The sequence below is a fragment of the Bradyrhizobium sp. genome (genome assembly GCF_049519115.1).
Taxonomy (GTDB): Bacteria; Pseudomonadota; Alphaproteobacteria; order Rhizobiales; family Xanthobacteraceae; genus Bradyrhizobium.
In genome coordinates this window covers 74,188-99,902 of sequence record NZ_JBEKRB010000017.1, presented here as the reverse complement: position 1 = coordinate 99,902, position 25,715 = coordinate 74,188, and the positions used below count along the sequence as shown (strand labels likewise).

The 25,715-nt window shown below is 62.1% G+C and carries 21 protein-coding genes; 12 read left to right on the top strand and 9 right to left on the bottom strand.

What is annotated here, in order from left to right:
• Positions 1-99: 99 nt before the first annotated feature.
• The 4 genes from ABSE61_RS15590 (at position 100) to ABSE61_RS15575 (ending at position 3,649) form a co-directional block, all read left to right on the top strand.
• On the top strand, positions 100-1,059 hold the full coding sequence (locus ABSE61_RS15590) for a sugar kinase (RefSeq protein ID WP_423872020.1): 960 nt from the start codon (positions 100-102) through the stop codon (positions 1,057-1,059).
• A gap of 86 nt (positions 1,060-1,145) precedes the next feature.
• Entirely contained in the window at positions 1,146-1,649 is a 504-nt protein-coding gene (locus tag ABSE61_RS15585; RefSeq protein WP_423872019.1) for an Lrp/AsnC family transcriptional regulator, read from the top strand.
• Between the two features lie 221 nt (positions 1,650-1,870).
• Complete coding sequence (locus ABSE61_RS15580; protein ID WP_423872018.1) at positions 1,871-2,164, top strand: hypothetical protein; 294 nt, start codon at positions 1,871-1,873, stop codon at positions 2,162-2,164.
• 12 nt (positions 2,165-2,176) lie between these two features.
• The gene (locus ABSE61_RS15575) at positions 2,177-3,649 is read left to right on the top strand and encodes a methyl-accepting chemotaxis protein (RefSeq protein ID WP_423872017.1); all 1,473 of its coding nucleotides are present in this window, start codon (positions 2,177-2,179) and stop codon (positions 3,647-3,649) included.
• 45 nt (positions 3,650-3,694) lie between these two features.
• On the opposite strand, the gene ABSE61_RS15570 is transcribed toward ABSE61_RS15575, so the two are convergent.
• The 4 genes from ABSE61_RS15570 to ABSE61_RS15555 form a co-directional block, all read right to left on the bottom strand.
• Complete coding sequence (locus tag ABSE61_RS15570) at positions 3,695-5,194, bottom strand: phosphomannomutase/phosphoglucomutase (RefSeq protein ID WP_423872016.1); 1,500 nt, start codon at positions 5,192-5,194, stop codon at positions 3,695-3,697.
• A gap of 144 nt (positions 5,195-5,338) precedes the next feature.
• Positions 5,339-5,857: a TIGR02281 family clan AA aspartic protease gene (locus tag ABSE61_RS15565; RefSeq protein WP_423872015.1), complete on the bottom strand. Its 519-nt coding sequence runs from the start codon at positions 5,855-5,857 to the stop codon at positions 5,339-5,341.
• 166 nt (positions 5,858-6,023) lie between these two features.
• Positions 6,024-8,516 (bottom strand): ATP-dependent helicase HrpB, encoded by a 2,493-nt coding sequence (gene hrpB / locus ABSE61_RS15560; protein ID WP_423872014.1) that lies wholly within the window; start codon positions 8,514-8,516, stop codon positions 6,024-6,026.
• 74 nt (positions 8,517-8,590) lie between these two features.
• A complete protein-coding gene (locus tag ABSE61_RS15555; RefSeq protein ID WP_423872013.1) occupies positions 8,591-9,907 on the bottom strand; it encodes a UDP-glucose dehydrogenase family protein in 1,317 nt (438 codons plus the stop codon).
• A 174-nt stretch (positions 9,908-10,081) separates the two neighbouring features.
• Here ABSE61_RS15555 and ABSE61_RS15550 point away from each other — a divergent pair, with 174 nt between their 5' ends.
• Positions 10,082-11,149: an acyltransferase family protein gene (locus ABSE61_RS15550; RefSeq protein WP_423872012.1), complete on the top strand. Its 1,068-nt coding sequence runs from the start codon at positions 10,082-10,084 to the stop codon at positions 11,147-11,149.
• 12 nt (positions 11,150-11,161) lie between these two features.
• Here ABSE61_RS15550 and ABSE61_RS15545 read toward each other — a convergent pair whose 3' ends face one another.
• Entirely contained in the window at positions 11,162-11,752 is a 591-nt protein-coding gene (locus ABSE61_RS15545; protein ID WP_423872011.1) for a hypothetical protein, read from the bottom strand.
• A 101-nt stretch (positions 11,753-11,853) separates the two neighbouring features.
• A complete protein-coding gene (locus tag ABSE61_RS15540) occupies positions 11,854-12,825 on the bottom strand; it encodes a quinone oxidoreductase family protein (RefSeq protein WP_423872010.1) in 972 nt (323 codons plus the stop codon).
• Positions 12,826-12,921: 96 nt separating this feature from the next.
• Between ABSE61_RS15540 and ABSE61_RS15535 the strand changes: the two genes are divergently transcribed.
• Positions 12,922-13,773: a LysR family transcriptional regulator gene (locus ABSE61_RS15535; RefSeq protein ID WP_423872009.1), complete on the top strand. Its 852-nt coding sequence runs from the start codon at positions 12,922-12,924 to the stop codon at positions 13,771-13,773.
• Positions 13,774-13,858: 85 nt separating this feature from the next.
• Positions 13,859-16,897, top strand: coding sequence for a DNA polymerase I (gene polA, locus ABSE61_RS15530; protein WP_423872047.1), 3,039 nt, complete (start codon positions 13,859-13,861; stop codon positions 16,895-16,897).
• Between the two features lie 72 nt (positions 16,898-16,969).
• Here the strand turns inward: polA and ABSE61_RS15525 are convergent, their stop codons facing one another.
• Both ABSE61_RS15525 and ABSE61_RS15520 read right to left on the bottom strand, forming a co-directional pair.
• Complete coding sequence (locus ABSE61_RS15525; RefSeq protein ID WP_423872008.1) at positions 16,970-18,586, bottom strand: phosphoenolpyruvate carboxykinase; 1,617 nt, start codon at positions 18,584-18,586, stop codon at positions 16,970-16,972.
• A gap of 323 nt (positions 18,587-18,909) precedes the next feature.
• Positions 18,910-19,647, bottom strand: a complete 738-nt coding sequence (locus tag ABSE61_RS15520; RefSeq protein ID WP_423872007.1) for a HugZ family pyridoxamine 5'-phosphate oxidase — start codon at positions 19,645-19,647, stop codon at positions 18,910-18,912.
• A gap of 217 nt (positions 19,648-19,864) precedes the next feature.
• Here ABSE61_RS15520 and ABSE61_RS15515 point away from each other — a divergent pair, with 217 nt between their 5' ends.
• The 5 genes from ABSE61_RS15515 to ABSE61_RS15495 all read left to right on the top strand — a co-directional run bounded on the left by ABSE61_RS15515 (position 19,865) and on the right by ABSE61_RS15495 (position 23,874).
• Complete coding sequence (locus tag ABSE61_RS15515; protein ID WP_423872006.1) at positions 19,865-20,566, top strand: response regulator transcription factor; 702 nt, start codon at positions 19,865-19,867, stop codon at positions 20,564-20,566.
• 184 nt (positions 20,567-20,750) lie between these two features.
• The gene (locus ABSE61_RS15510) at positions 20,751-22,505 is read left to right on the top strand and encodes a stimulus-sensing domain-containing protein (RefSeq protein ID WP_423872046.1); all 1,755 of its coding nucleotides are present in this window, start codon (positions 20,751-20,753) and stop codon (positions 22,503-22,505) included.
• On the top strand, positions 22,502-23,017 hold the full coding sequence (locus ABSE61_RS15505) for an HPr kinase/phosphorylase (protein ID WP_423872005.1): 516 nt from the start codon (positions 22,502-22,504) through the stop codon (positions 23,015-23,017). Before ABSE61_RS15510 ends, ABSE61_RS15505 begins: the two co-directional genes overlap by 4 nt.
• Positions 23,018-23,146: 129 nt before the next feature.
• On the top strand, positions 23,147-23,548 hold the full coding sequence (locus ABSE61_RS15500) for a PTS sugar transporter subunit IIA (RefSeq protein ID WP_265080527.1): 402 nt from the start codon (positions 23,147-23,149) through the stop codon (positions 23,546-23,548).
• Entirely contained in the window at positions 23,545-23,874 is a 330-nt protein-coding gene (locus ABSE61_RS15495; protein ID WP_423872004.1) for an HPr family phosphocarrier protein, read from the top strand. The genes ABSE61_RS15500 and ABSE61_RS15495 overlap by 4 nt, the downstream gene beginning before the upstream one ends.
• A gap of 171 nt (positions 23,875-24,045) precedes the next feature.
• Here ABSE61_RS15495 and ABSE61_RS15490 read toward each other — a convergent pair whose 3' ends face one another.
• Positions 24,046-25,665 carry a glycosyltransferase family 39 protein gene (locus ABSE61_RS15490; RefSeq protein ID WP_423872003.1) on the bottom strand — a complete coding sequence of 540 codons (1,620 nt, stop codon included), beginning with the start codon at positions 25,663-25,665 and terminating at the stop codon, positions 24,046-24,048.
• Positions 25,666-25,715: the final 50 nt, after the last annotated feature.

Genomic DNA, 25,715 nt, shown 5'->3' with positions numbered 1-25,715 from the left:
TCGCCGCTAGAGGTATGCGAATGTTAGAATCGGGCCACTTGCGGAACCCTCAATGGCTACTTTCGTTAGGCCTCCAATCGCCAATACCCCGGAATCAGCATGACCGACGCCACTTCAACCCCGCTTGTCGCGGGGAAGCACTCTCCGCGGATTCTCTGCATCGGCATGCCGGTGCGCGATCTGACGTTTCGCGTGCACGGACTGCCGGCGCGCGGCTCCAAGGAAAACGCCACCCATTTTGACGAAATTTGCGGCGGCAACGCGCTCAACGGCGCGATCGGGATCGCGCGGCTCGGCGGTCGCGCCTCGATCTGCGGGCCGATGGGGGACGAGAAGGAAACGACGTCCCGGTACATCTACGAGAAGATGGCGGAAGAAGGCATCGAGACCAAGCACCTCGTCCACATGCCGGGCCTGGTGACGCCGATCTCCAACATCATGATCGACCCGAGCGGCGAGCGCACTATCGTCACCTTCCGCGACCCGGAATTGTGGAATGTCCATTTGCCCGATCACGATCTGTTGCTGGAAGACTGCGATGCCATCCTGACCGAGAGCCGGTGCGCCACCTTCTGCACTGATCTCTGCGCCGAAGCGACACGGCGCGGCATTCCCGTGATCGTCGATGTCGATCGCGCCATGTCGCTGCGTGAAGGCCTGCTCACGGCATCATCGCATCTGATTTTCTCCAGCGAGCCGTTGCAGGAGACGGCAGACGTCACCGACGACGGCGAGGCGCTGAAGAAGATCGCCAAGCTGACCCCTTCCTTCCTCGCAGGCACCCGCGGGGCACAGGGGACGATCTGGCTCGACGAGCAACATAACTTGCAACAGACGCCGGCCTTCCCGGTGCACACTGTGGATACGCTGGGCGCGGGCGACGTTTTCCATGGCGCTTTTGCGCTGGCGATCACCGAAAACCAGGATTTGCGCGCCGCGCTCCGGTTCGCCTCCGCCGCCGCCGCGCTGAAATGCACCCGCTTCGGTGGGGCCTTCGCGGCGCCGCAACGTGCTGAAGTTGAAGCGCTTTTGAGCCAGAAGCGGTCGCCCTCCCGATGACCCTGCTGGAAAAACGGGCTTGAACTAGAAGATTTTTCTCTATATGAGGGCGTCAGCCCTTATAATTGGAAGAAAGTTCTTCTGACATGACCGACCTAGCCGTTCACGCCCCCACCGAAGCCAACCGCAGGCTCGATGCCATCGACCGCAAGATCCTCACCGTGCTGCAACAGGACGCTTCGCTCTCGGTTGCCGAGATCGGCGACCGCGTCGGACTTTCCTCGACGCCTTGCTGGAAGCGAATCCAGCGGCTGGAGGCCGATGGCGTAATTCTGCGCCGGGTGGCGCTGGTCGATCAGAACAAGATCGGGCTCGGCATCAGCGTGTTCGTGTCGGTCGAAAGCGCCGACCACTCCGAGGCCTGGTTGCAGAAATTCGCCGAAGCGGTTTCTGCAATGCCGGAGGTGATGGAATTTTACCGGATGGCAGGGGACGTCGATTACATGTTGCGGGTCGTCGCCGCCGACATGCAGAGCTACGACGTGTTTTACAAAAAGCTGATCAGCGCGGTGCCGCTGAAGAACGTGACGTCGCGCTTTGCCATGGAAAAAATCAAGTCGGTGACGGCACTTCCGGTACCGGCGAACTAGCCGGCGAGGCTCCCCGGCCGCGCCGCCAGGCCGATATTTAGCTTGCTTCCCCGGGCGGTCGACAACTTTCACGTTTCCTACGACGATAATACAACCCATTGTCTTATTTGAAGAATTTCTGGCGCCGATAAAATAAGTTTACCGGTAATTAGCTTTGCTCCGATAGTTTTTCGGAAATGGGGCACGAAAGCAGAAATAGCACCTGCCGGTGGCCTGCGTGGTTGAACGCTGCCATCCTGTTGCTTTCGAGCTGGATTTTTATCGCCGCGCTTTCCTTTCAAGCCCGTCCGGGTACCGAAGTGGTTGCGGTGGTGTTTCCGCCCTGGTGGAGCGCGCAACAGGCGCTCCAGGCCGCGGCCTCCGCCAACGCCGCATTTGTGAGAACCACCGCGATCCCGGCCGTTCTGGTCGTGCGGCCTGATGAGCAGGCCGGACTGACCCGGCTGCATGACGCCGGTGCCTGGATTGCCATCGACCCACAGGCCGTTGCGGCCTGCCTGGCCCTGAAGGGGTGAAGGATTTTAAAAATGAACATTGAAAGCCATGATTTGAAGACATTGCGCGAAACGACCAGCCGGGCCTTGCTCACGCTGCTCTGGCTGCATGTTCCGATTTGCCTCGCCATCGGCATGATGCGTGGCGGGGACTGGTTGTTTCCCGTTATCTTCACGACGGCCATGGCGGGTGCCGCAACGCTGTCGTGGCACACCACGGGCAATGAGCTCTCGACACGGCTAATATTTGCCGTGGCGCTGATGGCCGATGTTTCGGTCTTCACCTATCAGCTTGCCGGCCATGCCTGGCAAATCGACATGCACATGTATTTCTTCGCCGCCTTGGCTTGCCTTGTCGCCTATTGCGACTACCGGCCCATCGTTGCCGGCACGGTTGCGGTCGCATTGCATCACCTGACGCTGAATTTTCTGCTGCCGGCGGCAATCTATCCCGGCGGGGCCGATTTCGGGCGCGTGGTGCTTCACGCGGTTATTCTCATCATTGAGGCCGGCGTCTTGATCGCGCTCGCCCATAAACTCGCGAACCTGTTCGATACCGCGGCGAAGAAAACCGCGGAAGCCGAAGCGGCAAGTGCCGCCGAGGTCCACGCCAATGCCGAGCGCGTCGAGATCGAGACGCGCGCCAAGCAGGATCGGGACGGCGCCAGGCGCGAACTCGCGTCCGGCTTCGAGCGCACCATCGGGCACATTGTCGAGTCCGTCGCCGTGGCGGCACAGGACATCCAGCAGCTTTCAACCACCATCAGCGGCAACAGCCGTGCCACGGCCGAGCAAGCAACCGCTGCTGCTGCCGCATCGACGCGCGCCTCGACCAATGTCGAGACGGTCGCCGCGGCCACCGAAGAACTGACGGCGTCAATCGGCGAGATCGCCAAGCAAGTCACGCGTTCGGCCGAGATCGCCGGCAAGGCGGCCGAAGAGGCAAAACGCACCAACGCCGTGGTCGAGGGATTGGCAAGCGGCACCCAGAAGATCGGCGAGGTCGTGACGCTTATCCAAAACATCGCAAGCCAGACCAACCTGCTGGCCTTGAACGCCACCATCGAAGCGGCGCGCGCCGGCGAACACGGCAGGGGATTTGCCGTGGTCGCGAGCGAGGTGAAGGCATTGGCGAACCAGACCGCGAAGGCGACCGAAGAGATTTCCGCGCAGATCCAAAGCATCCAGAGCGCGACTGGCGATGCGGTCGACGCGATCCAGACCATCGTGGGCACCATTGCGCAGATCGATGAGATATCCAGCCAGATCGCGATTTCGGTCGATCAGCAAGGCGCGGCAACGCGCGAAATCGCCGGCAACGTGCTTCAGGCGGCCGACGGCACCAGGGAAGTCAGCGGCAACATCCACAGCGTCACCCATGCTTCCAATGAAGCTGGCGTCGCGACCGGCCGCCTTCTCAACGCCGCCAATGGCCTGTCGTCGCAGTCCGAACAGCTGAAGTCCGAGGTCGATCATTTCCTCGGCTCGCTAAGGGTTGCAAGGTAAAGCGACACGCTCTCGTTCCGCTCCGGCTGAGCGAGAGGCAAGACCTCAAATCTTCTGGTTATATTCGCCGACTTCCGGATGGATGCGCAGCACGGAATCCATCGCCTCGAACATATCTCGCATCCGCTGTTCCGAGACCGGGCTTTCGACGACCACCACAAGCTCCGGTTTGTTGGAGGAAGCCCGCACCAGGCCCCAGCTGCCGTCCTCGACGGTGACGCGCACACCATTGACGGTGACAAGGTCGCGAACCTTCTGGCCCGCGACTTTCCCGCCCCGCTGTTGCAGCCTTTCGAAATGCTTCACCACCTGATCGACGACGCCATACTTGGTCTCGTCAGCACAATGCGGCGACATGGTCGGCGATGACCAGGTCTTCGGCAGATCGTTCTTCAGATCGGCCATCGACTTGCCCGGCGCGCGATCAAGCATATCGCAGACCGCAATCGCCGAAACCAGCCCATCATCGTAACCGCGGCCGTACGGCTTGTTGAAGAAGAAGTGGCCTGACTTCTCGAAGCCCGCCAGTGCACCCAATTCATGGGTGCGGCGCTTCATGTAGGAATGGCCGGTCTTCCAATAGGTGGTTTTCGCGCCCTGTTTCTGCAGCACAGGATCCGTGACAAAAAGTCCGGTCGATTTCACATCGACGACGAACTGCGCGTCCTTGTGGATCGCCGACATGTCGCGCGCCAGCATGACGCCGACCTTGTCGGCAAAAATCTCTTCTCCCGTGTTGTCAACGACGCCACAACGATCGCCGTCGCCGTCAAAACCCAGACCGACGTCGGCCTTGTGCTCGAAAACCGCGTCGCGGATCGCGTGCAGCATCTCCATGTCTTCGGGATTGGGATTGTATTTCGGAAAGGTGTAGTCGAGTTCGGTATCGAGCGGAATCACTTCGCAACCGATCGCCGCCATCACCTGCGGCGCGAATGCGCCCGCGGTGCCGTTGCCGCAGGCGACCACGGCCTTCAGCTTGCGCTTGAGTTTGGGGCGCTTGGTCAGGTCGGCGATGTAGCGCGCCGGAAAGTTTTCGTGGAACTCGTAGGAGCCGCCGACTTTATTCTTGAACTCGGCGTTGAGCACGATCTGTTTGAGACGGCTCATCTCGTCGGGCCCGAAGGTGAGCGGACGGTTGGCGCCCATCTTGACGCCGGTCCAGCCATTGTCGTTATGCGAGGCCGTGACCATCGCCACACAAGGCACGTCGAGTTCGAATTGCGCAAAATAAGCCATCGGCGTCATTGCAAGCCCGATGTCATGAACCCGGCAGCCCGCGGCCTGCAACCCCGAGATCAGCGCGTATTTGATCGAAGCCGAATAGCCGCGGAAATCGTGACCGGTCACGACCTCCTGCTTGACACCGAGTTCGGCGATCAGCGCACCCAGCCCCATGCCGAGCGCCTGAATGCCCATCAGGTTGATTTCCTTGCCGAACAGCCAGCGGGCGTCGTACTCGCGAAAGCCGGTCGCCTTCACCATCGGCTCTGACTCGAAAGCGTAGGTGTTGGGAACCAATACGGGCTTGGGTTTTGGAAACATTGACCGACCTTGCAAACATTTAACGATATGGCCGAAGCCATAGCGAATGCGCGGGCCCAACGGAAGGCGGAAACCGCCGCCGCATTGGGTTAATTGCGGCAAATTCGAAAAAAGCTTAAGAGCCGAGGCCCACGAAAATGACGGTTACTGCTCAAGCACCATCTTGCCGTTGGCGTATTCGAACCGTCTTAACTTCGACAGGAACGACAGGCCGAGCAGGTTTTCCGACAGCGCCTCGTCCGGCAACACCATGGCATCGACGTCGCGTACGACGAGACCGCCGAGTTCGACCATGGCCAATCTCGCCGGCGCCGCCTTCACGGTACCGTTAGCCGTCGTCACCGTCGCCCGATAGTCGTTGCGCGACGGACGCAAGCCGAACCGTGCCGCCGAACTTTCATTCAGCGCAATGACGGAAGCGCCGGTGTCGACCATGAAGGCAATGCGCTGGCCGTCGATCCGCCCCTCTGTCGCGAAATGACCGCGGCCGTCACGGGGAATGATGATGATGCGAAGGCCGGCGTCGGACGTCGTGTCGGGCGTCACCGCCAAACGTACCGACGGGGTTGCGGAAGCAGGCGTGGGCGCCATCTTGTCGGCTATCTGCGCCATGAAGGTGCCAAGCCCGATCATGATCGCCGCAAAGATCATAATGTTACGCATCACGCCACTCTCGATCGCATGGTCGCCGCACCAGCCCACTCCATCACGGTCACGACGAAACTTCGACTGGCGGCCCGCCACGCGGACGGGAATTTTTACGAAAAGGATGAGCGAAGGGTTAACGAATCCGCGGCCGGCCGTTATGTCCGCTTCTTGAGTTCCCTTGTCACGTCCCTTTGGGTTTGACGCGGCGCGTTGGCGTCGCGCTCGCCGGATCTTCCGGCCAGGGATGGCGCGGATAGCGCCCGCGCAGATCGGAGCGCACGCCCGCATAGCTGCCGCGCCAGAAGCCCGGCAGATCGCGCGTCACCTGCACCGGACGATGCGCCGGCGACAGCAACTCCAGCACCAGCGGGATGGCGCCTCTGGCAATCGAGGGATGGCTGGTCAACCCGAACAATTCCTGCAGCCGCACCGCAATGGTCGGCCCCTGCTCGGCTTCGTAGTCGATCGCAAGCTGCGTGCCCGTCGGCGCCTCGAAATGCGTCGGCGCTTCCCGATCGAGCCGCGCGCGCAAGGCCCACGGCAACAGGGCTTGCAAGGCGTCCGACAGATCGCCCGCAGAGAAAGACTTTAGCGACGTCTTGTCGAGCAGCGCCGGCACTAGCCAGCTCTCGCGTCGGGCAATGAGCGCGTTATCCGACAAATCCGGCCACGGATTTTCGGAAGCTGCGCCCTCGGCGGCGCGCAAGAACATCACGCGGTCGCGCCATTGCTTGATCGGTTTCGACCACGGCAACTGATCGATTCCCGCCGCGGTCAAACCATCGGCGAAAACCTTCGCGGTCTGTTCCGAGGGCTCGATTGCCATCGGCGCCTCCGACAGCGTGATCGCATGCAAGGTCTTCTTGCGCCGCGCCCGCAACGCCATGGCGCCGCGATCGAAGGAAATCTCGTCGGTCATTTCGATTTGATCAGCGAATTGCGTCTCGATCTCGGCTTGCGTGATCGGCGCGGCCAACAGGATTCGCCCCTGCATGGCGGTGCCGGTAAGTTCGGCGACTGCGATATAAGGCGCTCGCGATAGCGCCGCGGTTGGCTCAAGGGCCGCGCCGCGCCCGTTGGCCAAAACAAAACTGCCATTGCCGCGGTTCTTGGCGACACGGTCGGGGAACGCGAGCGCCAGCATGATGCCGTTGGAGGGATCATCGTCGCGCGTGACGGTGGCTTTATTATCTGCCGCCACTTTAGACGCCCAGCGCTGCGCTTGGTCGCGCGCAGCCTCGGCGCGTTGCGATCGATCGCGGCGAAACCCGTCCAACCGGACATCGAGATCGACGTGGTCGCCGCCAAGCCCGCGCTCGGTCAGGACCGCCGCGATATCGGCGGCGGCGCGGCCAGCGCCGAGACGATGCGAGTCCACAATCATCCGCGCCAGTCGCGGCGGCAATGCGAGCGCTCGCAAGCTACGCCCTTCGTCGGTGATCTGCCCTCCCCCGTCGAGCGCGCCGAGTTCGCGCAACAGTTCTCGCGCCTCCTTCAAAGCGGGCGCGGGAGGGGCATCGAGAAAAGCAAGACTTGCGGAATCGCTGACGCCCCATTGCGCGAGATCCAGTACCAGTGACGACAGATCGGCGCTGAGAATTTCAGGCTGGGTATAGGCCGCGAGTGAAGCCGTCTGCGGCTCATCCCACAGCCGGTAACACACGCCGGGTTCGGTGCGGCCGGCGCGGCCGCGGCGCTGATCGACCGCCGCGCGCGAGGCCCGCACGGTTTCAAGCCGCGTCAGTCCGATATCGGGCTCGTAGCGCGGCACCCGCGCAAGACCGGAATCGACGACGATGCGCACGCCCTCGATCGTCAGCGAAGTCTCGGCGATCGAGGTTGCGAGCACGACCTTGCGATGCCCCTTTGGTGGCGGCGCGATCGCGCGGTCCTGCACCGAGGCATCGAGCGCGCCAAACAGCGGCACGATTTCAATCGAAGCGTCGTGGATTCTCTCGGCGAGAAAATTTTGCGTGCGACGGATTTCCGCCGCTCCCGGCAGGAAAGCCAGCACCGAACCGGGATCGGCGCGCAACGCAGTTGCAATCGCATCCGCCATCTGCCGCTCGACCGGCGCATCGGCCTTGCGGCCGAGATAGCGCGTCTCGACAGGGAAGGCGCGGCCTTCGCTCGCCACCACCGGCGCCTCGCCGAGCAATTTGGCGACCCGCGCACCGTCGAGCGTGGCCGACATCACCAGGATACGCAAATCCTCGCGCAGCCCGGTTTGTGCGTCGCGCGCCAGCGCAAGCCCCAAATCCGCATCGAGCGATCGTTCGTGGAATTCGTCGAACAGCACCGCGGCGACGCCGTTCAATTCCGGATCATCGAGAATCTGGCGGGAAAAAATCCCCTCGGTGACGACCTCGATCCGGGTGGCGCGCGAGATTTTGGAGCCAAAGCGGACGCGGTAACCGACGGTTTCGCCGACCCTTTCGGAAAGCGTATGCGCCATGCGCTCGGCGCTGGCGCGCGCCGCGATCCGTCGCGGCTCCAGCACGATGATCTTCTTAGCCCGAGCCCAGGGCGCATCCAGCAAAGCCAGCGGCACCCGCGTGGTCTTGCCGGCGCCGGGCGGCGCGACCAGCACAGCGGCGTTGTGGACATCGAGCGTTTTCGCCAGATCGTCCAGCACGGCGTCGATGGGAAGCGGCGTGTCGAAAATGCGGGGCAAATCTCTATTCCGTCATCGCGCGTAAATGCAGGCGATGACTGGATACCCCGCAGCCGCGGGGAATGACAACAGACTCAGACCTGCTCAGCCGGCCGGCCGACGCTTTCGTAAATAAAGCCGTGCGCCGCCATGTCCTCAGGCCGATAGACATTGCGCAGATCGACCACGACGGGATGGGCGAGTTCGCTCTTGAGACGCTCGAGATCGAGGCCGCGGTATTGCGTCCACTCGGTCACCACCACCAAAGCGTCGGCGCCGCGTGCGCAGAGATACGGATCGTCGCAATATTCGATGTCGGGCAATTCGCGGCGCGCGGCCTCCATGCCGACCGGATCGTGCGCGCGCACTTTGGCGCCCATGTCGAGCAACCCCGTCACCAGCGGAATCGACGGCGCCTCACGCATATCGTCGGTGTCGGGCTTGAAGGTGAGACCGAGCACGGCGATCGTCTTGCCGCGCAGGCTGCCGCCGACAGCGCTGGAAACCTTGCGCGCCATCGCGCGCTTGCGATTGTCATTGACCGCAAGCACCGCCTCGACGATGCGCAAGGGGACGTCGTGGTCGAGCGCGATTTTCACCAGCGCGCGGGTATCCTTCGGGAAGCACGAGCCGCCGAAGCCCGGGCCTGCGTGCAGGAACTTGGTGCCGATGCGGTTGTCGAGCCCGATGCCACGCGCCACCTCCTGCACATTGGCGCCGACTTTTTCGGAAAGATCCGCCATCTCGTTGATAAAGGTGATCTTGGTGGCGAGAAAGGCGTTGGCCGCGTATTTGATCAGTTCCGCCGTGCGCCGGGCGGTGAACATCAGCGGTCCCTGGTTGAGCGACAACGGCCGGTAGATATCGTTCATCACCTTGCGGGCGCGCTCGTCCGAGGTGCCGATCACGATGCGGTCCGGGAACTTGAAATCGCGGATCGCGGCACCCTCGCGCAGGAACTCCGGGTTGGAGGCGACCGCGACGTCGGCGGAAGGATTGGCCTCGTGGATCAGGCGTTCGACCTCGTCGCCGGTGCCAACCGGCACGGTCGACTTGGTGACCACGACGGTAAACCCCTTCAGCGAAAGGGCGATCTCACGCGCGGCCGCATGCACATAGCTGAGATCGGCATGACCGTCGCCGCGCCGCGATGGAGTGCCGACCGCGATGAAGACCGCATCGGCTTCGGCCACGGGCGTCGCCAGTTCGGTCGTGAAATTCAGCCGTCCGGCCTTCACGTTCGAGGCAACGAGCGCATCGAGCCCCGGCTCAAAGATGGGAATTTCGCCACGGTGAAGCGCGGCGATCTTGCTCTCATCCTTGTCGACGCAGGTGACTTGATGACCGAAATCCGCAAAGCAGGCGCCTGACACCAACCCCACATAGCCTGTGCCGATCATGGCGATATGCATTTGGAAACCTGTCGAAAATGGTTAACGGGACGATTCGTGAGAACGTCTTAGAGCATTTGACACAAACAGAAAACCGAGGGCCCCCATGACAATGGCATGTCATTTGCGTGAATAAAGGAGAATGAAACGGATACGGCCGATGATGCAACAAAGCCGTTCCGGAAAGGGATCGCCATGACACCAAACGGCACATCTGCCGTTGCCCAAACGGGCGGACCTGCCTTCTCCCGCCGGGTCGACTGGGTCGATTACGCCAAGGGCATCTGCATTATCATGGTGGTGATGATGCATTCGGTGCTGGGGGTGGAATTGGCCGCCGGCGAGACCGGTTCCATGCACCTTTTCGTCACCTTCGCCAAGCCGTTCCGGATGCCGGATTTCTTCCTGATTTCCGGACTGTTCCTGCCCCTTGTCATCGATCGCAGCTGGCGGACTTATCTCGACCGCAAGGTGGTGCATTTCGCCTATTTCTACGTGCTCTGGGTGACCATTCAATTCGGCTTCAAGGCGCCCGGCTTTGCCGCCGAGTCCAGCTGGGCCCATGCCGGATATCTTTATCTGGAGTCCTTCATCGAGCCGTTCGGCACGCTCTGGTTCATCTACCTGTTGCCTATCTTCTTCGTGGTCACGAAGGTGACGCGGCGCCTGCCACCGCTTCTGATCTGGAGCTTTGCGGCTGTGCTGGAGATGGCTCATTTTTCGACCGGCTGGACCGCGATCGACGAGTTCGGCGCGCGCTTTGTGTATTTCTACACCGGCTATCTGTTTACCGATGCGGTGTTCGCGCTGTCTAACCGTGCGCGGACGGTGCCGAGCCTAGCGCTTGCCACGCTGGCAATCTGGGCAATCGCCAACGCGGGCCTCGTGAAATCCGGTGTCAGCGAGTGGCCCGTGATTTCGCTGATCCTGGGATTGGCCGGCGCCTGCGCCGTCGTCACGGTCGCAACCTTGCTGGCGCGGGCAAAGTGGCTCGACTTCATCCGCTTCTGCGGTGAGCATTCGATCGTGATCTACCTCGCTTTCTTCCTGCCCATGGCGGCGACAAGGACGCTTCTACTGCGCACCGGCATGATCCACGATGTCGGCGTGGTGTCGCTGACGGTCACGCTGGTCGCCCTATTCGGCGCGCTCGCGATCTGGCAGGCCGCGATCAGGTTCGGGGCCAACTTCCTGTTCGAGCGGCCCGATGCGTTCTGGATCGCGCCGAAGAAAGCAGGCCCCGCGCTACAGGCAGCGGAATAGCGCGCAGAAAGCTTACGTTCCCGCGATCTTCACGCCACCCTGCATCTCGGCAAGCTTCTCACGAAAGCCTTCCGCATCGCCAAAATCCGCAAAACCCTGGTAGTGAGGGTGCGGGCCGAGTATCCGGCGGGCGTGCTTGATCGGGCACCAGTAGATTTCAGTACGCGCGGCAACCTCTCGCATGAACGCGATAGCGCCGTTGGCGTAGGAGCAATAGGCGCAATTGATCTTTTCGATGACGTTGAGATAGGCCAGATGATGGCGGTCGAACACGAGATAGTCGCGGCGACGCACTTTCGGAATTTTATAGACCGGAAAGCAGATCGCTTGATACGCCATGATCCAGACGTCGAGCAGCGCGATCGGGATGATGAGCGAATAGATCACCGGCGACGTCAGTATCATCAACGGGTTGGCGTCGATCAGATACCTTGCCGCCCGCGTCTTGAGTTCGCCATGAATCCGCAACACCTCCTTCTCGAACACGATCCGACGATTTTCGATCCGGAAGCGCAGTTCCTCTCGTCGTCTGGCCAGTTCCGACTCGATCTCGGCTTCGACTGACCGCAGCTTTTCCATCAAATCGTCGAGTGCCGCGGTCATGACCAGTCCTTTCAAGTCCACCCTGCCGGCACAGGGTCACGGAACGGACGTCGATGCAACCAATTCCCCAGCGATCACCGCCTTCGGGTCGCGGACTAATCTTACACCGTTAGAAAAAGTGCACCGGAGGTCACGCCGGCCTCCAGATCGGCATGGGCGCGCGCGGCTTCGCTCAAAGGATAGGATTGTCCGGCAACGCTGAGTACGCCGTCCTCGATTCCTGCCAGCACGGCCTTCGCAGCCGAATGATAGGTCTCGGTCTCATTCAGGTAAGCCATCACGCTCGGCCGCGCGAGCGAGAGGCTGCGGCGCGGCCCGAGATCTTCGAGATTGACGGGGGAAATAGGTCCGGCCGCCTGGCCGATGCTCGCCACCACGCCAAACGGCCGCACGCATCCAAGTGTCTTTACCAGCGTCGTGCCACCAACGCCGTCATAGGCGACGTCGACGCCGCGCTTCCCCGTCAGTTCTCCAACGATCCGCGCAAAATCGGCGTCGCGGCCGACGATCACATGCCGCGCGCCGGCCCGGCGCGCAATCTCGGCCTTGGCTTCCGACCCGACGGTGCCGATCACGGTCGCGCCGAGATGGCTCGCCCAGCGCGTCAACAATTGCCCAAGGCCGCCGGCGGCGCTGTGGACCAACAGCACCGTCCCGCGAGCGACCGGATAGGTTCGGTTGAGCAGCATGTGCGCAGTGATGCCCTTGACGAAAGACGACGCCACGACCGCGTCGGAAAGCCTGTCCGGCAGATTGACCGCCCGCCATGCCGGCAGATTGCGTTCCGACGCATAGGCCCCGACCGGAGCGCCGGCATAGGCGACGCGATCGCCGACCTTGAGCCCGTTCACGTCCGCGCCAACGGCGCTGATGACACCAACGGCCTCGACGCCAGGAATTTTCGCATCGGGCAACCCATACAGCCCGAGCCGCTGATAGATGTCGATGAAGTTGACGCCGACAGCGGTCTGGCGAAGCCGGATTTCGCCCGCGGCGGGCGGCAGCAGCTCGATTTGCGCCAACTCAAGCTGCTCTGCGCCTCCGGGCGCCTTCAATCTGACGATATCCGCCATAGCGATTGCTCCTTTTTTGCCTCGCAAGGAGTATGGCAACGGTTAGAGATATGCGAAATTGCCCAAATCGGAATCTATGTTGTGAGATTTTGCACAATGCTCGACTGGACCGACCTGCATCATTTCGTCGTGCTGGCGCGCGAGGGCACGCTTTCAGCCGCGGCCCGCGCCCTTGGCGTCGACCACGTCACGGTCGCCCGGCGGGTCGCCGCGCTGGAAGCCGCCACCGCGCTTAAACTGGTCGACCGGCGCGCGCGAAGCTATGCCCTGACCGAGGACGGCCGGCGAATCGCCGCGGCCGCATCGACGATGGAAGAAGCCGCCTTTGGCGTCGAGCGCGCCATGCAGGCCGCCAAGCCCGGCATCAGCGGCGAAGTTTCGATCAGCGCACCGCCATCGCTCGCCAATGCACTGGTGGCGCCAAGGCTGATCACGCTGCGGCGGCAGCATCCGGGCATCCTGATCAAGCTAATCGGGGAAAAGCGCAGCGCTTCGCTCAGCCGCCGCGAGGCCGATATTGCGCTCCGTCTGTCGCGGCCGTCCGAGCCGGGACTGATTGCACGCCGGATCGGCCATTTCGGCTTCAGTCTTTATGGCGCGCCGTCTTATCTCAAGGAAACGCCGCCGCACGCTTTTACCTTTATCGCCTACGACACCAGCATGGAGGAAGCGCCGCAACAGCAGTGGCTCAAGACGATCGCCGGAAATCGCGACATCGTGCTCCGCACCAGCGATCTGGAAAATCAGGCGGCGGCAGCGCGCGCCGGTTTGGGTCTGGCGGCGTTGCCGCATTTCCTCGGCGAGGGCGACCCGCGGCTCGAACGCTATGAGAGCGGCGAGAAGGAGGTCGGCCGTGATGTCTGGCTGCTGGTTCACCGCGACCTTCGCCGCGCGCCTGCGGTCCGAGCCGTCATGGAGTTCCTGGTGAGCTGCCTGAAATCGTCCTGATTAATCATCCGGACAAGCGAAAAATCCCGTGTGCGGCCGCACTGAACCGGGTGTCAACGGCAGCAAAAATCCCTACATTGCGGCCATGCCGAAATCCTCACCGCAAGCCGCCGCCCCCAAGCCTGTTGCCGCCAAAGCCCTCAAGAAGGGCGACCATGTATTCCTGGTCGACGGTTCCTCCTATATTTTTCGTGCGTATCACGCGCTGCCGCCGCTCAATCGCAAATCCGACGGCTTGCAAGTCAACGCCGTGCTCGGTTTCTGCAACATGCTCTGGAAGCTGTTGCGCGACATGCCCCCGGATAACCGGCCGACCCATCTCGCGATCATTTTCGACAAGTCCGAAGTCACGTTTCGCAACAAGCTTTATCCCGACTACAAAGCTCACCGCCCGCCGGCGCCCGACGATCTGATTCCGCAATTCGCACTTATCCGCGATGCGGTGCGCGCCTTCGATCTGCCCTGTCTCGAGCAGATCGGCTTCGAGGCCGACGATCTGATCGCCACTTATGCGCGGGAGGCCGGCGAACGCGGTGCCACGACCACCATCGTGTCCTCCGACAAGGATTTGATGCAGCTCGTCACCGACAGAGTGACGATGTTCGACACCATGAAGGACCGCCGCATCGGGATTGCCGAAGTGATCGAGAAGTTCGGCGTTCCGCCGGAAAAGGTGGTCGAGGTTCAGGCCCTGGCAGGAGACTCCACCGACAACGTGCCGGGCGTTCCCGGCATCGGCATCAAGACCGCGGCGCAGCTGATCGTCGAATATGGCGATCTCGAAACCCTGCTCAAACGGGCCGGCGAGATCAAGCAGCCGAAGCGACGCGAGGCCCTGATCGAGAATGCCGAAAAGGCACGCATCTCGCGGCAACTGGTATTGCTCGACGACAAGGTGAAGCTCGATGTGCCGCTCGACGACCTGGCGGTGCAGGAACCCGACGCGCGCAAGCTGATCGCGTTCTTGAAGGCGATGGAATTTTCCACCCTCACCCGCCGCGTCGGCGAATATTCGCAAGTGGATCCTGCGAACGTTACGGCAAATGCCGGCGTATTTTCGCCGCTTCCGCTTGCCGAGAAAGTCGATGAATCCGGCAACGTGCCCTCACGCCATCAAGGCGGCGATCTGTTTGCCGACCAGAAGCCGCCCTCGCCAAAAGGCCGAACTGCTGCGGGCAAGCCGGGCGCGAGAGATGACAAGGCATCGAGCCTCAAGGGCACGCCACAGGCGTTAGCGGCAGCGCGCGCCGAGGAAGCGCGCAACACGCCGGTCGACCGCAAACAATACCGGACCATTCGCAACGTCGCCGATTTGGAGAGCTGGATCGGACGCGCGCGCGATGCGGGCCAGTTCGCATTTGAGGCCAAGGCAAGCTCGGAAGACCCGATGCAGGCCGAGGTCTGCGGCATCGCGCTTGCGCTCGCGCCCAACGATGCCTGCTACGTTCCGCTCGGGCACAAACAGGCCGGCGATGGCAGCGGACTGTTTGCCGCCGGCCTTACGCCGGACCAGATCAAGACGACGGACGCGCTCGCAGCGCTGCAACCGCTGTTGGAATCGGCCGGCATCCTCAAGATCGGATTCAACATCAAGTTCGGCGCCGTGATGCTGGCGCAGGCCGGTATCACGCTTCGCAACATCGACGACGCGCAGCTCATGAGTTATGCGCTCGACGCCGGCCGAAATGCGCATGGGCTCGACTCGCTGTCAGAGACCTGGCTCGGCCACGCCATCATCAGCCATGGCGAATTGACCGGTAGCGGCAAAGGAAAACTCAGCTTCGATCAGGTCGCGATCGACAGGGCAACCGAATATTCGGCCGAAGATGCCGACGTGATTTTGCGGCTGTGGCGTCTGCTCAAGCCGCGTCTCGTCGCCGAGCGCATGACGACGGTCTATGAGCTGCTGGAGCGGCCGCTGGTGGCCGTGCTGGCACGGATGGAGCGGCGCGGCATCTCGATCGACAGGCAAGTGCTGTCGCGCCTGTCGGGCGACTTTGCGCAGACCGCGGCACGGGTCGAAGCCGAAATCCAGGAGATCGCCGGCGAGCCGGTCAATGTCGGCAGTCCGAAACAGATCGGCGATATTCTGTTCGGCAAGATGGGAATTCCTGGCGGCACTAAGACCAAGACCGGAGCGTGGTCGACCTCGGCGCAAATCCTCGACGAGTTGGCCGAACAAGGCCACGACTTCCCGAAAAAGATCCTCGAGTGGCGGCAGGTCTCGAAGCTGAAATCGACCTACACCGACGCGCTGCCGACCCATGTGCATCCCGAAACCCATCGCGTGCACACGACCTATGCGCTGGCCGCCACCACCACGGGGCGGCTGTCGTCGAACGAACCGAACCTGCAAAACATTCCCGTGCGCACAGAGGACGGCCGCAAAATCCGCCGCGCCTTCATCGCTTCCCCCGGCCACAAGCTGGTGTCGGCGGATTATTCGCAGATCGAGCTGCGGCTGCTCGCGGAGATCGCTGATATTCCAGTGCTTAAACAAGCATTCCGCGACGGACTCGACATTCACGCCATGACGGCGTCCGAAATGTTCGGCGTTCCGGTCAAGGACATGCCCGCCGAGGTGCGCCGCCGCGCCAAGGCGATCAACTTCGGCATCATCTACGGCATCTCGGCCTTTGGTCTGGCCAACCAGCTCGGCATCGCCCGCGAGGAGGCGTCCGCCTACATCAAGAAATACTTCGAGCGCTTTCCGGGCATTCGCGCTTACATGGATGCAACGCGTGATTTCTGCCGTACCCACGGTTATGTCGAAACGCTGTTCGGCCGGAAGTGCCATTACCCCGATATCAAGGCATCGAATGCCTCGGTGCGCTCCTTCAATGAACGTGCCGCAATCAATGCGCGGCTTCAGGGCACTGCCGCCGACATCATTCGCCGCGCCATGATCCGGATGGAAGGGGCGCTCGCCGAGAAAAAGCTGTCAGCGCAAATGCTGCTACAGGTTCACGACGAACTGATCTTCGAGGTGCCTGATAACGAGGTGGCGGCGACGCTGCCGGTGGTGCAGCACGTCATGCAGGACGCACCGTTCCCGGCGGTCGTGCTCTCGCTGCCGCTGCATGTCGATGCCCGCGCCGCTGACAATTGGGACGAGGCGCATTAAAGGCCACGCCCAAGAAAAGAAGCGCGATGGTCACCCACCGCGCTTCCGAATTCGTCTCGTCCGCGTCGCTTTTTACTCAGCCGCGAGCTTGACCTCAGGCGCGGCGGCACGAACGTCGGCATCGACCTTGGCTTCGAACTTGGCGAAGTTCTTCTGGAACATGCCTACCAGCGCGCGGGCGGTCTTGTCGAACTCGGCCCTGTCCTTCCAGGTGTTGACGGGGTCGAGAATGTCGCTCGGCACGCCAGGCAATGCGGTCGGCACCGCAAAGCCGAAGTATTTGTCGGTGCGGAATTCGACGTTGCGCAAGGAGCCGTCGAGCGCCGCCGTGAGCAGCGCGCGCGTCACCTTGATCGGCATCCGCGAGCCGGTACCGAATTTGCCGCCGGTCCAGCCAGTGTTGACCAGCCAGCAATCGACATTGTGCTTGGCGATCAGCTCGCGCAGCATGTTGCCGTAGACCGACGGATCGAGCGGCAGGAATGGCGAACCGAAACAGGTCGAGAACTCCGGCTGCGGCTCGTTACCCAAACCACGCTCCGTGCCCGCGACCTTGGCGGTATAGCCCGACAGGAAGTGATACATCGCCTGCGCCGGCGACAGCTTTGCGATCGGCGGCAGCACGCCGAAGGCATCGGCCGCCAGCATCACCACGTTTTTCGGATGACCGGCGCGGCCGGTTCTTGAAGCATTCGGGATGAAATCGAGCGGATACGCGGATCGCGTGTTTTCCGTCTTCGAGCCGTCGTCGAAATCGGGCACGCGGGTGAATTCATCGAGCACCACATTCTCGAGCACCGCGCCGAAGCGCTTGCTGGCGGCATAGATCTCGGGCTCGGCCTCTTCCGACAGCTTGATGCACTTGGCATAGCAGCCGCCTTCGAAATTGAAGATGCCGTCGGTGCCCCAGCCGTGCTCATCGTCGCCGATCAGCGTGCGCTTGGGATCGGCCGACAACGTGGTTTTGCCGGTGCCGGAAAGCCCGAAGAAAATCGCGCTGTCGCCTGCGGGGCCGACATTGGCCGAGCAGTGCATCGGCATCACGCCGCGCGCGGGCAGATAGTAATTGAGCGTCGTGAACACGCTCTTCTTCATCTCGCCGGCATAATAAGACCCGCCGATCAGAACGAGCTTGCGGGCGAAATCGATCGCGACCACGTTCTCCGAGCGCACGCCGTGACGTTTCGGATCGGCGCGGAAGCTCGGCAGGTCGATGATGGTGAGTTCGGGCGCGAAGCCGGCCAACTCCGACTGCTCGGGACGGATCAAGAGCGTGCGGATGAACAGCGAATGCCAGGCGAGTTCGGTGAACACGCGGGTCTTGATCCGGAAGGTGGGATCGGCGCCGCCGTAGAGGTCCTGCGCGAACAGTGTCATGCCTTCGGCAGCTTTAAGGAAGTCGGCATACAGCGTTTCGAACTGCTCGGCCGTGATCGACTGATTGCCGGCCCACCACATGTTCTTGTCGGTAGTGGCATCGCGAACCGTGAACTTGTCCTTCGGGCTGCGGCCGGTGAAATCACCGGTATCCGCGCACAACGCTCCATCGGCCGAGAGCATGGCTTCGCCTGCCGACAACGCGTGTTGATAAAGCTGCGCAGCGCCGAGGTTCCAATGCACCCCTTTTAGATTTTTTAAGCCGAACTTGTCGGCCCCAAAGGCGCCATTGCGCTGACCCGTCTCTTGCACGAAAAACTCCTCCTCGAACCCGCTTATCTCGATCGCGCGAATGCCTTGAACCGCGCGTCTGTCACGGTTTTAGGCTGTTGAATATAGCCACCCGGCCGAGGCCGTGCGAACGAAAATATCCGCGATCATTATTGATGAACGCACGCCTTGCCAAGCCGATCCCGCCGATTTGGTTTATTCCCAAAAGGCAGGTCCGCCCTCTTGGCCGCATGCTGCGACGCAAAGTCGCTACCCTTGGCTATCCCTAATCACCCTCGGCTACCCTTGGCTGCCGCATCGGCCCATCTTGGGCGCTCTCTTGAGGTGTTCTCTTAGGTGTTCTCTTAGGTGCCCTCTTGGGCCCTCGCCTGGTCGGCCAGGCGGACCAGTATTTTGCGCAAGTCGCCGGGCCCAGTGATCCGTTCCGGAAAGTCGAGCCGCAGCGTGTTGGCTCCGGCTTGCAGGTCGATCCCTTCGGGATCGATCCCGACACAGCGCCAGGCGCCCGGCAAGGCCCCCAGAAGGCGCGTGGCATAGAGGCCGAGCGCTTCCTGATGGTCGGTATTCATATGTTCAACGGCACTTTGCTCGGCTTCCAGAAGCGCGCTCGCGTCCGAAATATCCGTCAAAAACTGTGAAGGTTGCAGGTCCAGGATTCGTCCGAATCCGGCCACCAAATGGGTTCCGGCGAGACGGATTCGAAAGAACGAAAAATCCTTGAAGTCCACGAAAACTTCCGCCGTAGGCTGGGCGTTGAGATAACGCTGGCGCACGAGGTCGCGATCGGCCGTGATTTCCTCGGCGTGACCCGCCAGCATGATTCGCGATCCCTCGAGCGGATCGCCCTCGACGCGCTCATCCAGCATCAAGGAGACGCGAGCGTCCGCGAGCAGATTTTTGGTGTGAAGGGCGAGGCGGGAAATCAGCAGAATCGGCGAACCGTCGGGATGGCTTGCCACATTCACCAGCGAACAATAGGGATCGCCGCTTCCGGTCATCAAAGTCGCCAGTGCCCCCTGCCGGCTGCGGCGTAAAAGCGATTTAACCGTTTTGGCGGGATCGAAATCCGGGGTCAATTGCATCGATTATTTCCTCGCATCCTATTGCAATTGGAGCCTTTTTTCGGGTAAACCAACGCTCGTAAGGGACGAAGCGCCTTAGACTTAAGTGGCGCTTTCATGGAACTCGGTCACACTTCAGCCCAGCTTGCATTGCTCGTTGACCACGTTCGAAGCCCGATTATGCGGCGCACCAACCGATTAGCCGCCGTTTCAGCAACGTTAGTGCGAAAGCAGGCTCATGCCCACCATTGCCTTGGTCGATGATGACCGCAACATTCTCACCTCTGTTTCGATTGCGCTCGAAGCCGAAGGCTATCGAATCATGACCTACACGGATGGGGCGTCCGCGCTGGACGGCTTCAGGACCAGTCCGCCGGACCTTGCCATCCTCGACATCAAGATGCCGCGCATGGACGGCATGGAGACGCTGCGGCGGTTGCGGCAAAAATCCGACTTGCCCGTGATTTTCCTGACCTCCAAGGACGAGGAAATCGACGAATTGTTCGGCCTCAAAATGGGCGCCGACGATTTCATCCGCAAGCCGTTCTCGCAGCGCCTTCTGGTTGAGCGTGTCAAGGCCGTACTGCGCCGTGCGTCCCCGAAAGACCCGACCGCCGTGCCAAAGGAAACCGACGCCAAGGCACTGGACCGTGGCTTGCTGCGGATGGATCCGGAGCGTCATACCTGCACCTGGAAGAACGAGCCGGTCACCCTCACGGTGACCGAATTTCTCATCCTGCAGGCGCTTGCCACCCGCCCCGGCGTCGTCAAGAGCCGCAATGCGCTGATGGATGCGGCCTATGACGACCAAGTCTATGTCGACGACCGCACCATCGACAGCCACATCAAGCGGCTGCGCAAGAAGTTCAAGGTCACGGATGACGAATTCGAGATGATCGAAACCCTGTACGGGGTCGGATACCGCTTCAAGGAAGCTTGAGGGACAGGCGCGTCATCCGCGGTTTGCCGACTGACGCGGCCCATGACCTGAGCTAGTGTAACTTGAGATAGAACGCGATAGGCATCGCGGACAGCCCATTTGAAACAACCGCCGGTTTTGGCCCTTGCTTGATCGAACGCAGCCTGATGCCAGTCTGAGCGCCGACGAGGCTGCGCCTGTCGTCATGGATACCCTTGCCGCCGAAAATCCGCCGGCCGCCGAATGGCAGCCGCTCGGATGGTTGCGACGGGCCGGGCAATTCTTCTTTGCTCTCAGTTTTTCCAGCCTCACGCGGCGCATCGTTTCGCTCAACATCGCCGGCCTGCTCGCGCTGGTGGCGAGCATTCTCTATCTCTCGCAATTCCGCGCCGGCCTGATCGACGCCCGCGCGCAGAGCCTGCTGGTACAGGCCGAAATCATTGCGGGTGCGATCGCTGCCTCCGCGACCGTCGAAACCAACACCATCACCATCGATCCAGACCGGTTGCAGGACCTGAAGCCCGGCGAAACCTACGGCGCGCCGGACGAGTTTTCCGGGCTCGATTTTCCGATCAATCCGGAGCGCGTGGCGCCGGTGCTGCGCCGGCTGATCTCGCCCACTAAAACCCGCGCCCGGATTTACGACCGCGACGGTTCGCTCATTCTGGACAGCCGCAGCCTCTACGGCCGCGGTGACGTGCTCCGCTTCGAGTTGCCGCCGCCCTCGGTGGAAAAGCCCGGAATTGCCGAACGCACGATGATCGCGGTCCGGACCTGGCTCAATCGCGGCGACCTGCCGCTCTATACCGAACTCGGCCCCGAAAACGGCAACGGCTACCCCGAAGTGGCGCAATCGCTGACCGGCCAGAAGACGAGCATGGTGCGCGTCAATGACCGCGGCGAGGTGATCGTTTCGGTCGCAGTTCCCGTGCAACGCTTCCGCGCCATCCACGGCTCGTTGATGCTTTCGACCCAGGGTGACGATATCGATCAGATGGTTACCGCCGAACGGCTAGCCATTCTGAAGGTCGGCGGCGTCGCCTCCGCGGTCATGATCGTCTTGTCGCTGGCGCTGGCCTCTACGATCGCAGGGCCGGTGCGCCGGCTCGCCGACAGCGCCGAACGGGTTCGCCGCCGTATCCGCACCCGCGTCGAGATTCCCGACTTCACCGGCCGTCGCGACGAAATCGGCCATCTCTCGGGCGCGCTGCGCGACATGACAAGCGCGCTTTATAACCGCATCGAGGCGATCGAGATGTTCGCCGCCGACGTCGCCCATGAATTGAAGAATCCGCTGACGTCGCTGCGTTCGGCCGTTGAAACCCTCCCCCTTGCCCGCACCGACAACAGCCGTTCGCGGCTGCTCGCCGTGATCGAGCATGACGTCAAACGCCTCGACCGGCTGATCTCAGACATTTCCGATGCCAGCCGGCTCGATGCCGAGTTGCAACGTCAGGACATGGCGCCGGTCGATGTTCGCCGCCTCCTCACCGCCCTGGCGTCGGTCGCCAATGAGACCCGGCGCGGCAACAATATCGGCGTCGAGCTGCGCTTCGAAGGCCGGGGCACCGTCGACACCTTCTCGGTGCCGGGCCACGATTCACGGATCGGACAGGTGGTCTCCAATTTGCTGTCGAACGCCCAGTCGTTCTCTGAGGCCGGCAGCAAGGTGCGGATCACGTGCCGGCGCGTGCGCTCGAACGTGGAAATCGTCGTCGACGATGATGGACCTGGCATTCGCGAGGATGCGCTCTCCCGGATCTTCGAGCGTTTTTATACCGACCGGCCGCATCAGGGCTTCGGCCAGAATTCGGGACTCGGCCTGTCGATCTCCAAGCAGATCGTCGAGGCCCATGGCGGCAAGATCTGGGCTGAGAACCGCATCGGTCCGCTCAGCGAAGACGGCGAGGCAACGGTGGCCGGCGCCCGCTTTGTGGTCCGCCTTCCCGCCTTGGCATGACCGAAGCAACCGACAAAAGCATCCACGCCTCCGCAGTGCGGGTGGGAGACCACGCGGTTCTGATTCGCGGACCATCCGGCTCCGGCAAATCGCGCCTGGCCTTCGACCTCCTGCTGGCCGGCCGTGCGGGCCATATCGCCCCAACGAGGCTCGTCGGCGACGACCGCGTCCATGTCTGGCCTCATGAAAAGGCGCTCATGGTATGCCCGGCGCCAGCCCTGGCGGGCCTGCTCGAAGTCAGAGGTTTGGGAATCCGCCGCTGCGATTTCGTCCCGGAGGCTCCCGTGGGGCTGGTCGTGGACCTCGACGCGCCCGATGCCGACCGTCTGCCGCCGCCGGAAACCCTTGAAGTCCGGATCAAGGGTATTTTGGTACCAAGAATTCCTGTTCAACGGGGATTTTCCGGGCTTCCGCTGGTGATTGCCGGCCTTACAATGACCGCGAATTCATCTTCAGCGGATTGCTCGAAGGAATTTGGTAACCATATCACCCTCACAATCGCCACCGAATAGACCGGCGCCCGCCCCTCTCTCTTCACCAGTTTCACGGAGAATGCGGCGATCCCCTCTTGCGTAGGGGCTCTGGATGGTCAAAGTGGCGCGTTCGTGCGGTGCACCAAAGGCACCCGCGAGGAGTTCTCGATGATTGGTCTAGTACTTGTGACCCATGGGCGCCTTGCCGACGAATTCAAGGCGGCGCTGGAACATGTCATGGGTCCGCAAAAGCAAATCGAAGCCGTCACGATCGGGGCTGAGGATGATTCCGATCTGTGCCGCAGCGACATTATCGAAGCGGTGAACCGCGTCGACACTGGCGATGGGGTCGCGATCCTCACCGACATGTTCGGCGGCACGCCTTCGAATCTCGCCATTTCCTGCATGAGCCGTCCGAAGGTGGAGGTGCTCGCAGGCATCAACCTTCCCATGCTGGTCAAGCTTGCCAAGGTCCGCGAAGAGCGAACGCTTCCTGATGCCATTGCCATGGCCCAGGAAGCCGGCCGCAAATACGTGACCATCGCAAGCCGGGTGCTCGCCGGAAAATGAGCGACGACGGCGCGTCGCCCGAAACTCCTTCCGGACCGAACATCCCGGCAGGCGCACTTTCCCGCGAACTCCCGATCATCAACAAACGCGGACTCCACGCGCGGGCTTCCGCCAAGTTCGTGCAGATGGTCGAGCGCTTCGAAGCCGAAATATGGGTGACCAAGGGCAGCGAGACTGTCGGCGGCACATCGATCATGGGCCTGATGATGCTGTCGGCAGGACCCGGCACATCGATCGTCGTCTCTGCGGCCGGGCGACAGGCTCAGGCCGCGCTGGACGCAATCACCGAACTCGTGGCCGCCAAGTTCAACGAAGAGAACACGTAGACGCGTGTCCCGGGCGCGGTGCGGCGTGCAACGCTGCTCCGCAGAACCGGGACCGATGGACCCCGGATCAGCAGCGCACCGCCATAGCGCGTCGAAGACGCGCGTGAACGCGCTTATGGCGCTGCGCAGCATCCGGGGAACGAACTGGTATCGCCATCGCTTGGTGAAAGGCTACTTCGCCGGCGGCTCGATATAGATCTTCCAGGTCGTCGCCGGCCCCGGATGGCCCTTGAAAAAGCGCTGCGTGGTCACGGCTACCTGCTCGGCATCCTTGGCGTTCTCGGCCATCCAGGCCTCGCACTCCGGCAGCCGGTTATCCGTGGTGTCGCAAATCCCGATAAAGCCGAGCCGTTTGGCTTCCTCCAGCGAAGTCAGGCCCGACGACCATATTTCGCCCGGCGTCAGCGGCGCCGGATGATCGGGGCTATAGAACGTCATGGGCTCGCCGATCTCGGTGGTACCGGCAACCACAGACCAGCGCGAAAAGAAACGGTTGTGCCATATGCCTGTCAATTCGCGCGCCAACTGCGAGCGTGCGCCGTAGCTGAAGGCCGCATTCGCACTGTCCGTCATCCCGTACAGCGCAATGGTGGGCGCGGCGGCGAGTGTGGCGAGCGTCAGCACCAGCCAGATTGCGGTGATCCGGAACAGAGCGACGCCGGGCACGCGCAGGCGCGGAATCGCGACCAGCGCCAAGGGTGTCAGGAAGAACAGCGAGATCCCCCAATCGGTCTTCATGTAGACCGACAAGATCAATCCGCCGAGCGGCGGCCCGACCGCGACCACGATCAGGATGATCCAGACGTTGAGCGCTTGCGTCAGGTTCACGCCCGCATTGGCGCCGCGCGACCAGATGCGCGCCAGCGCGACCTTCGGCCCGCGCACCAGACCGGTCCCGACAAGGGCAACGCCGGCGAGCACCACGGGCAAGACCAGCAATCCCAGATTATGTTCGACGTAACCGAGAACCAGCATCGCGCTTTCGGCGCGCGTTCTGTTCCCGTAGACGTCGCCGGCATAGACCAGCGGCGCAAAGTCCACCTCTTTCAACCATAGAAGATGCGGAATCATCGCCACCACAGCGGCTGCGATCGCAACCCAGGGCGCCGGCGACCGCAGGAATTTCAGCCGATCGGGATGAATGAGCGCGGCGAGCCCGACCGCGCCGATCATGGTCAGCACCCAGTATTTGGTCATCAGCGCCAATGCGGCGGCAAGCCCAAGCCAGAGGCCCGAGAGTGCCGAGCGTTTTTCGAATGCGTTGAGATAGGCCAGCACCAGAAGCGGCAGCGCGACGAGTTGCAGCAGATCCGGATTGAACTTGAAGCCTTTGAAATTGAAGATCGGATAGATCGCTAGCATCACCACGACGAAAAACGCCCGGCGATAATCCACCACCCTGATCGCGATCAGCCATGAGATCACAAGCCCGATCGACAGCGTCGTCATCGCCAGCAGATAGGTAGCCCAATCGGCCACCGGGAACATGTCGAACCAGAGACCGGCGATCCAACCCGCCAGCGGCGGATGCTTGCCGTAGCCGAGCTGGAATTTCTGTCCCCAGGCGAACGCTTCGGCGACGTCCATATGGACGTCTTGCGCTGCCTTGAGATTGATCAGGATCACAGTCCAGAACAGCGTATGGAGCATGGCAAAGCCGAAGACAAACGCCGACGCGCCGTTGCGATTCGTTGCCGCGGCCATCACCCAGGCCGCGAGCCGTCGAAGGCTAAGCCGCCGGAGAGCCCCGCGGCGTGGCACGGTCGCAGACGAAAGCAGTGTCGGGGCCATACGCTTTAGTACCTCTTCTGATCTTCCGGTTTGGGTAGCGCGTTTTCAGC